Source organism: Allobacillus sp. SKP2-8 (assembly GCF_007559355.1).
Taxonomy (GTDB): domain Bacteria; phylum Bacillota; class Bacilli; order Bacillales; family Alkalibacillaceae; genus Allobacillus; species Allobacillus halotolerans.
Genome location: NZ_VMHF01000028.1, coordinates 4,915 through 13,557 on the forward strand (window position 1 = coordinate 4,915; position 8,643 = coordinate 13,557).

The window sequence follows — 8,643 nt, forward strand, 5'->3', positions numbered from 1 at the left end:
ACGAAGAAACTCGTTTCACTATCCATTCTTTTATTTGTACTGATCTTCTCGGTTTCTGCACTATCTGCTCAAGAGTCTGAGGAATACTACTCTGTCGTCTTGAACAACAGCAAGCAGGTTAAACAATTTAAGCAGGATTTGAAAGATACGGGTGCAGAGGTTGTCTATGAAGTACCTGAATTAGGCTATTACCAAGTAAAAGGTACACCGAGCCAAGTAAAGGACTTAAACCAATTGAATAGTGTCGCAGCCGCTTCCCCTTCATTGGAATGGGAATTAGAAAAAACAGAAAAAGTAAAAATGTCTCAGCAAGAAATTGACGCGCAATTAGAAGCTGCAGACCCTGGACAAGCTGCCATGTGGCCGCTTCAGTGGGATGTTCAGCGAATTACAGAAAACGGGAAAAGTTATGACGTTCATACAGGTTCTCACGACACTGTCGTCGCTGTACTCGATACAGGAATTAACTTGCAGCACCCTGACTTAGCTCCAAATATCGTTGAAGGATCTAAAAACTTTGTCCCTGCAGGTGGTTTCCGTGGCACAGAACCTTGGGAAACTGGTGATGTGAGTCAAGTTCAAGACCTTCACGGACACGGAAGTCACGTTTCTGGCCACATTGCCGGTAATGGAAACATGCTAGGTGTCGGTCCTGATCTAGGACTACGCGCTTATCGTGTTTTCGGACTCGGCTCTGCTGAAACTCCATGGATCTTATCCGCAATGGTACAAGCGGCAGATGACGGATCGGATGTCCTTTCCATGAGCCTTGGTGGCTTTGATTATCTCGGACAAGTTTTCGAAAAGAATCCTGAAACAGGCAAATGGGAGAACGCAGGAAACAACAGCGCAGATATGGTCGCTTATAAACGGGCGCTTAAATATGTTGAAAGCAAAGGTGCAGTCGTCGTCACTTCAGCCGGAAACGACGGATTGGATGCACGAAACAACAAACAAGTCGTTGAATTCATCAATGAAAGCCTTGGCGAAAATGTTCAATTGCGTGGAACGGCGAAAATTGCTCCAGCTGATTATGCAGGAATCATCAACGTTTCTGCAACAGGACCAAACGATCAATTAGCTGTTTATTCAAACTACGGCGCTGGATTTGTTGACCTAGCTACGGTCGGTGGTGACACACGCCTATACGATCAGTACGAAGCTGAAGGCCGTCTCGATGAATACTTAGCCAATAATATGCACTACAATGAATTCACAATGAGTGCGGACTCAGAAGGTTCCGGTTACTACTTCAGCGTCGGTACTTCCATGGCAACGCCAAAAGCATCTGCAGTTGCTGCTTTGATTATCGACCAGCATAATGGTGAATTGAAGCCAAATCAAGTGAAAAATATCCTATTCAAAAAAGGCGTTGAGAAAGTGAAAGGTAATGAGAAGAAAAAGTTTGGCAATGGCCATTTGAATGCATTTGAGGCGGTAAGATAAGATTGTTATCGAGAAAGAAAGGCACTGACTTCGGTCAGTGCCTTTTTATTGTTGAAGAAGTGGAAATGAACGTAAGCGTTCAAGCATGAAGAAGATTGTGAGCCGACGACAAAAGTTGAAGTAAATTCAATGATAGCACGGATAAATTGTGCGCTACCTTCGATTAGAAGCGTTCTATTCATGGGTAGAGCGGAAAAATTATGCCCTATCTTCGATTAGAAGCGCTCTATTCTAAGGTAGCGCGGAAAATTGGTGCTCTACCTTCGATTAGAAGCACTCTATTCTAAGGTAGCAAGCAAAAATGGCGCGCTATTCTCTATTACAAGCGTTCGAAACACGGGTAGCAATAAAAATATGGCTTTCTGCGCTCAATTTGTAAAAAGAACATTGCTCATCAACTGTTAAAAAAACAAAAAACGGAAGAGTCATTAAAACTCTTCCGCATCCTTATAAATCCGTTTATACCGCTCCGTCCGTAAATTCTTTTTCTTCATCTTTCGAATCTTTTAAATTGAACTGATCTTTACCCAAGATAAAGTAAGCGAGATCTTTCCGTTTGTAGCTCATTAAATCTTTCCGTTTTACTAAATAGAAAACTAGGCCGACAACTATCCAAATACCTAAAGCGATAAAGGATTCTTTTCCAAGTACAGCAGGCGAGCCTGGTACTAACAACAAAAGTAAAAATCCAATCGATGAAATCATGCCGAGCATGGCAATGGATTTTTTCCCTGGCGAGACGATTTCACGTGCTGTATCGACTTCACCGTTATCTTTCCACCGTAAAATTTTAAAAGCCGTAAAACAAGTGTAGAAATAAGCAATGGATACACCGACAGATGACATGTCAACAACCCATCCGAGGACATTCCGGCCAAAGAAAGGTGCAATCAGGACAATGATTGCCGTGAAAATAATGCCCCAATACGGTGTGTTATGTTTTTTATGCAATCGGGAGAACGCGCTTGGCAAGACCTTTCCGCGTGACATTGCGAATAATACACGGCTGGAACTGATCATAAATCCATTCAGTCCAGTGAAGATTCCCATGGATAATCCGATTGCCAAAACGACGAGTCCCCACGAACCGAGTATTTCTTGAACTACCGTACCAGTTCCCCATAAATAACCCGCTTCAGACGTTCCAATCCAAGGGGTTGCGACAGCGGTTGCGGCAATCATCAACGCGTAGATCACCCATGCAAAAATAATGGCCAACATGATCAAGGTCAACGCTTTTTTCGATGAAAAATTAAATTCTTCAGCCGCTTGCGGTACGTTATCGAAGCCGACATAGGCAAACGGTGCAATCGCAACAATCGTCAAGATCGCTCCGATGGTTGAAATGTCAGGTGCGAAAGCTGGCGATAGATTATCCAGTGACGTTTCCGGGCTGCCGACCATAAACGAGGAAACGGTCACAACAGCGAGGATGAGCAATAGACAGAAAAAGAATTGCATTCGTCCAGATAAGCTAGAGCCACGGATATTCATGACAGCAAACAGTAAAATCAAGGTGGAAACAATCACAATTTCCGTTATATAAACCTCCCAGCCAGCAACCTCATATAGCTTGCCTTGCTGAATGAAATCCGGAAAAATGAACTTTAACATTAAGGCAAAAGCCGTTGCATTCAACGCAACGATACATATATAACCTAAGGTCAAAAACCATCCACTGATAAACGCGTGGGTTCGGTTTAACCCTAAAAAGGCGTATGCAAATTCACCACCAGAAACAGGGAAGTTGCGGATCAACACACCGTAACTAATGGCGATGATCGCCATCAATAAGGCGCCAATCCCAAGGCCAATAATGACTCCAGCAGGCCCCGCTTGTCCCATCCATGTGGCCGGCATGACGAAAGAACCCCAACCAATCGAGGAACCGAGTGCGATCGCCCACACCCAATGAGGTTTCAACGTACGATCTAATGTTTCTCTCTTTTCAGTGTTCATTCTCTTTTCTCTACTCAAAACAACGGACTCCTTCTATTTATATCAATGTAATAACTATACCCGAATAGCATTTTTATAATCCGATATGTATTGTATCATTAAATTTTTTAACTATTTTGTTCGATTGGTCTAAGAGCTAGTTAAAGGAAGGAATAAATAGCAATAAGTGAAAATTGATTATTTATATTTTTCTCTCACTGAAATACGATAAGTTTTCGTATCATACAGCGGAATTTCCGAAAAAAATTATCGTTTCATACCGTATAAGCTGGCTTTTTTTAGTCGATAATGGTGTAGAAAGCTAGGTGATTACATGAAGTTCGTGAAGAAAATATTCCTTTTGTTCATCCTATCTCTTTTATACATAGTTGTTACTAACGGCATTCGGTTTTATTCTTATATGGAATCTTCATCTGTCGCCGAGTGGATCGACCGATTTCCAGAAGCGGTAGAAACATTTCAAACAACCGATATTGATTCTGTGGAAATCACCGAAGAACCTATGCCACAAGTCGCCCAAGAACGGACAAAAGAATCTCATGAAACAGACTCACCTGTTGCTGCCATTAAAGAGCCGAATGAAATTTCATCATACGATATAAAATTTGAACAGTTACATCAACAGACCTTAACGGAAGTCAAGGAATTGGCAGATGAATTTAAAGATGACCTGGCAGATCAAGAAAATGCTCTTTCACAAAGTATGTTGTTTTTTAAATATGAAAAAAAAGCACGTGAATTCGAAAAGGAGATCGACAATCGTTTTGATGAATTTTTGACAGAGCTGAAAGAAAATACGGATATTGATGAAGGAAAACGGTTGGAGAAAAAGTTCACAAGTAAATATGAACAAGCCAAAAAGAAACTCGTTGAACGGGTAATGGAGAAAGCAGACGAATTGTTTACGGCTGGGGAAGCGGAATGAATCGGTGATGATTATTCCGCTGTGCTTGCATCCTCGGATTCAATATTCAACTTATTGGCTACCTCACTGGCAGTGGAGAAAAAAGGCTCTCGCTCATAAGCTTGATCGTTCGACCAGGCTTCTTCATAATTTTCTAGTTCGGTAAGCATCGTATGGAGCAATACAATGACCTCTTCTTCGGTTGAAGATAGCGGTTCACGATCAGCTGCTGCCTCTGTTCCCGTTTGGATTTTTTCATACTGATAGTTCGTCCATTCAACAGAAACGGAATCTTCAGGCACTTGGCGATCAAGCCAACCGTCCATAAAATCTTGGTAGGCATCACGTGCGGAATAATAAAAGGAGTCATTGATATCTTCAGGGATTTGTTTTTCTCCATCTTCAGCGATCGGTAGGGTCAGGGCAAATAACCCAACAATGATCAACCAAAACCATGGCGTCTTCCACAACGGTTTCAACATTGTTTCGCTAAAGTCTTTTCTCGGTCGGCGTTCCATACTGTAGCCTCCTTATCTCTTGCTCATTATATCACGTAATGTTTCATTTTCTTAAGATTTGTTTATTATATTTAGACAGGAACCCGTTGCTGTATTACAATAAAACTAGCAAAAAGTGATAGAGAGATGGTGATGTTGTGCCAAACGGAAAATGGTTCCGAATCGGCTATGGAATTATCATAGTACTATTGATTTTATTATTGGCGAAAAAAGTGCAGTTTGTTTTTGAGCCACTCTTCGTTTTAGTGCGGACTTTATTTACTCCGATTATTATCGCAGGTATTTTATATTATTTAACACGGCCAATCGTCGACTTCCTCTCCAAGAAAATTCCAAGACCACTCGCTGTTGTGATTATGTATTTATCTGGCATCGGACTAATCGCCGGACTAATTGTTCTTGGTGCACCTGAGATCCAAAAGCAGTTCAATAACTTCGTGAATAACATTCCAGATCTAATTGATGATGCGAACCAATTGCTTTTGAATATTCAGGATAGTAGTTGGTTTCAGACGATCGCACCAGAAGAAGATTCAATTACACAATGGTTAACAGGATTAGAAAGTCGATTGACTGAAATCTTATCTACCGTCGCGACCCATATTACAGACTACGTCGGCATGATTGCGAGCACCATCGTCATTTTAATCGTTGTACCTTTTGTCCTTTTTTATCTATTGAAAGATGGCGAACGACTGCCGAAACGATTAATCGGCTTTTTGCCGAAAAAGTATCGTGATGACACCGAAGAAATTCTTGATAATATGGATGAAGCATTGAGTTCATACATTCAAGGACAAGTCATCGTCGCATGCTTCGTTGGTGCTCTTGCTTATATCGGATATTTAATATTAGGCTTGCCGTACGCACTGATTCTCGGACTGACTGCCTTATTTACAAACTTCATTCCGTTTATCGGTCCTTGGATCGGTACAGCACCTGGTGTTATCGTTGGATTTTTTGAATCACCGGTCACAGCGTTACTCGTTGTCGTCATGATTGTCATTATCCAACAAATCGAAAGCAACTTGATCTCACCTCAGGTCATGGGTAAAAAATTAGATGTTCACCCGATCACGATTATCTTCCTGCTACTATTTGCCGGAAGTATCGGTGGGATCGTAGCGATGATTGTCGCTGTTCCAGCATACGCCGTCGGGAAAGTCATCGTCAGCCACATTTGGCAAATTATCAAACTACGAAATAAGGAAATGTTTTAATAGCTAATTGAACAACCTCCGTGCGGTTCGGGGGTTGTTTTTTTGTTCAGTCGGGCGGGCGCGTGAGGCGCGTGCCTTGGTCGGGCGGTTGGAGCCGTTTGTCGAGCGGTTGGAGCCGTTTATTGAGCGGCTACACTGACTCGTCGAGCGGTTGAAATCGTTTGTCGAGCGGCTGCATTGTCTCGTTGAGCGGTTGCACTGCCTCGTCGAGCGGTTGCACACGTTCGTCAAGCGGTTGTGCGCGTTTGTCGAGCGGTTGCACACGTTCGTCGAGCGATTGTACGCGTTTGTCGAGCGGCTGCACACGTTCGTCGAGCGGTTGCACACGTTCGTCGAGCGGTTGCACACGTTCGTCGAGCGGCTAGCTCACTTGGTTAAATATATTCATCTATTTTTTCTTCTAGTTTGCAAGAACTTTGTAATTATATTTAAATAGTTGAAGTCAGTTTTATAATCATACGACAATCTATGTTTAATAACATTCGTTTTCCCGACTAACTCACTAGAATTCCTCCTAAGAATATCTCTTGCAGTGTGTCTAGATTCTAAGCCAGTAAATTCACGAAACTCTCGATTACTGATTTCATTACTTATCAACAAAAAATAATCCTTCAAAGAATTTTCATGAGCCGTCCGATCTCGATAGCCACATGGGCATCGCCATCGCTTCTGAATCATTTTCATTCCTAATTTTCCACATTGTAAACAATAGACTCCTCTTAACAATTCATTTTCTGATACTCGGTTCTTTTCTAAAATATTCGGTAAATACGGTTTATGTTGTTGGATCAATTTTTGGGAAAGTTCACTAAGAATTCTTGGAGAAATGATATTTTTTTCATATTTAGCATTTAATTCACGGAATAAGGAAGGTAGGCGTTGCAGTGATACGACTTTTTCAGCGTGGTGATTATTCGTAGCATCAATTCGCAATCTGGTTCGTGGGTTAGTCATAACGACAAATGATTCAATTGGAAGTTCTGGAAATCCATTAGCATTAAACCAATTGGAAAGTTGATATGCTTGCTCCTCAACTTGAAGAACAGGATCATCATAAACTCTATATTCTTCATCTATACGTTGAACGACCTGATGTGCTACTTGATCGAAAGTCAGGTCAGCACTATAATACTTTGATTCTAATATAAGCAGAAATTTTGATGTCAGAATAAGATGATCAATTTGAAAATAACTTGAATCGATGAAAAGTCGAATGTTCGGCATACTCACTTTTGGGATTGGAAATTTACTGAGTGGATATAGCAATCTACTTTCACCATATAAACCGGCGAGTTCATTCTGTACTTTTTTCTCGATGTATGCGAATTGGTCGTGGCTTTGTGGGAGTCGATGATAAAGTGCTTGGAGCATAAGAACATGGGGTGGCACATTGTGAGGTGCTTTGATCGTGGACAATATAATAATCTCTCCTTTTTAATCTTCTACTTAAAATTATAGTCGAAACTAGCTGTTAAGCAAGGGAGGAAACATAGTTAGTTGAGTGGTTTCTAGTCTGTAGTCGGGTGGCTGGAACCCTCCGTCGAGCGGTTGCATGCGTTTATCAGGCGGTTGCACGCGTTTGTCGAGCGGTTCCGCGCGTTTGTCGAGCGGTTCCGCGCGTTTGTCGAGCGGTTCCACGCGTTTGTCGGGCGGTTGCACGCGTTCGTCGGGCGGTTGCACGCCTTCGTCGAGCGGTTGCACGCGCTGGTCGGGCAGCTAGATCTGCTCATGAGGCAGCCAGCTACCTACCTTTCCGCTCCTTCCACCAAACAAACAAGCCACATAACAACAATCCGGCCAACGCGCCGACGCTATCAATCGCGACATCAAAATAATAGGGTGTTCGCTCTGGTGTGAAGCTTTGATTCAATTCGTCGACAATCGCGAAATGAACGGTGAGCATCCATGCGAACGCGAGGCTAAAGATTAACTTCAATGAGGTCGTTTTTTGCAAAGCAAAAAACATCAATATAGCCAACACGAAATAGACACCGAAATGTGCGAGCTTTCGGATGAGGAATTCTGTGAATGGCAAGAGTCCGTTCGCTTCGACGCTTCGGATTTCTCCATAGTATTGAAATTCAATCAAGCGCAACACTGGCTCAAAGGTTTCGGCAATTGCCAGAAAGCTCAAAGCCGGTTTGATATCTTGGTCACTCGACGGCATGGAGGATGTATAGAAAATGACTGCTGCCCAACCCAAAGGGAGCATCCAATAAAGTAAGATTCGTTTCATGAAAAGCACCTACTTCTTAACATCAAAAAATACGATCATGACAATCTGTATCTGGACGTAAAATTCTCTTTATCTAGTATAGCTGATTTCGTCAAAAGGAAAAGTAAATTTTGGAGGATTTGTTAGGTGGGAAGGCGTTTCTTGGAGCAAAAGATGCTACCGCTTGAGTTGATAGACACTTTCCGTGAGTGTTGATGAAGCGTCCTCTTGAGTGGTCAGCGCTATGCTTTGAATGGTCAGCAATACTCTTTGAACAGTTAGTCGATTTCTTTGAACGGTCTGTGCGGTTTTTTGAACGGTTAACCACTTTCTTTGAACGATCTGCGCTGCTTTTTGAACGGTTAACCACTTTCTTTGAAC

At 42.2% G+C, this 8,643-nt stretch carries 10 protein-coding genes; 5 read left to right on the forward strand and 5 right to left on the reverse strand.

Features of this window, described 5'->3' with window-relative positions:
* Positions 1-1,446, forward strand: a 1,446-nt coding sequence (locus FPQ10_RS12340) for a S8 family peptidase (protein ID WP_144163807.1), incomplete at its 5' end; no start/stop codon positions are given.
* Positions 1,447-1,905: 459 nt separating this feature from the next.
* Here FPQ10_RS12340 and FPQ10_RS12345 read toward each other — a convergent pair.
* On the reverse strand, positions 1,906-3,405 hold the full coding sequence (locus FPQ10_RS12345; protein ID WP_144163808.1) for an APC family permease: 1,500 nt from the start codon (positions 3,403-3,405) through the stop codon (positions 1,906-1,908).
* A 322-nt stretch (positions 3,406-3,727) separates the two neighbouring features.
* On the opposite strand from FPQ10_RS12345, the gene FPQ10_RS12350 reads away from it, so the two are divergent.
* Positions 3,728-4,330 (forward strand): hypothetical protein, encoded by a 603-nt coding sequence (locus FPQ10_RS12350; protein WP_144163800.1) that lies wholly within the window; start codon positions 3,728-3,730, stop codon positions 4,328-4,330.
* 11 nt (positions 4,331-4,341) lie between these two features.
* Here the strand turns inward: FPQ10_RS12350 and FPQ10_RS12355 are convergent, their stop codons facing one another.
* A complete protein-coding gene (locus tag FPQ10_RS12355) occupies positions 4,342-4,827 on the reverse strand; it encodes a hypothetical protein (protein WP_144163801.1) in 486 nt (161 codons plus the stop codon).
* A 137-nt stretch (positions 4,828-4,964) separates the two neighbouring features.
* Here FPQ10_RS12355 and FPQ10_RS12360 point away from each other — a divergent pair, with 137 nt between their 5' ends.
* Together FPQ10_RS12360 and FPQ10_RS12365 are read left to right on the forward strand one after the other, a co-directional pair.
* Complete coding sequence (locus FPQ10_RS12360) at positions 4,965-6,047, forward strand: AI-2E family transporter (protein ID WP_144163802.1); 1,083 nt, start codon at positions 4,965-4,967, stop codon at positions 6,045-6,047.
* A 151-nt stretch (positions 6,048-6,198) separates the two neighbouring features.
* Complete coding sequence (locus FPQ10_RS12365) at positions 6,199-6,483, forward strand: hypothetical protein (protein ID WP_144163803.1); 285 nt, start codon at positions 6,199-6,201, stop codon at positions 6,481-6,483.
* Here FPQ10_RS12365 and FPQ10_RS12370 read toward each other — a convergent pair.
* Positions 6,432-7,463, reverse strand: a complete 1,032-nt coding sequence (locus FPQ10_RS12370; protein WP_144163804.1) for a nuclease-related domain-containing protein — start codon at positions 7,461-7,463, stop codon at positions 6,432-6,434. The two genes, FPQ10_RS12365 and FPQ10_RS12370, sit on opposite strands and share 52 nt — an antisense overlap.
* 136 nt (positions 7,464-7,599) lie before the next feature.
* Between FPQ10_RS12370 and FPQ10_RS13550 the strand changes: the two genes are divergently transcribed.
* Positions 7,600-7,767, forward strand: coding sequence for a hypothetical protein (locus FPQ10_RS13550; protein ID WP_144163805.1), 168 nt, complete (start codon positions 7,600-7,602; stop codon positions 7,765-7,767).
* A gap of 21 nt (positions 7,768-7,788) precedes the next feature.
* Here FPQ10_RS13550 and FPQ10_RS12380 read toward each other — a convergent pair whose 3' ends face one another.
* On the reverse strand, positions 7,789-8,283 hold the full coding sequence (locus tag FPQ10_RS12380; RefSeq protein ID WP_144163806.1) for a VanZ family protein: 495 nt from the start codon (positions 8,281-8,283) through the stop codon (positions 7,789-7,791).
* A gap of 156 nt (positions 8,284-8,439) precedes the next feature.
* Positions 8,440-8,643, reverse strand: a 204-nt coding sequence (locus tag FPQ10_RS13160; protein WP_186278684.1) for a hypothetical protein, incomplete at its 5' end; no start/stop codon positions are given.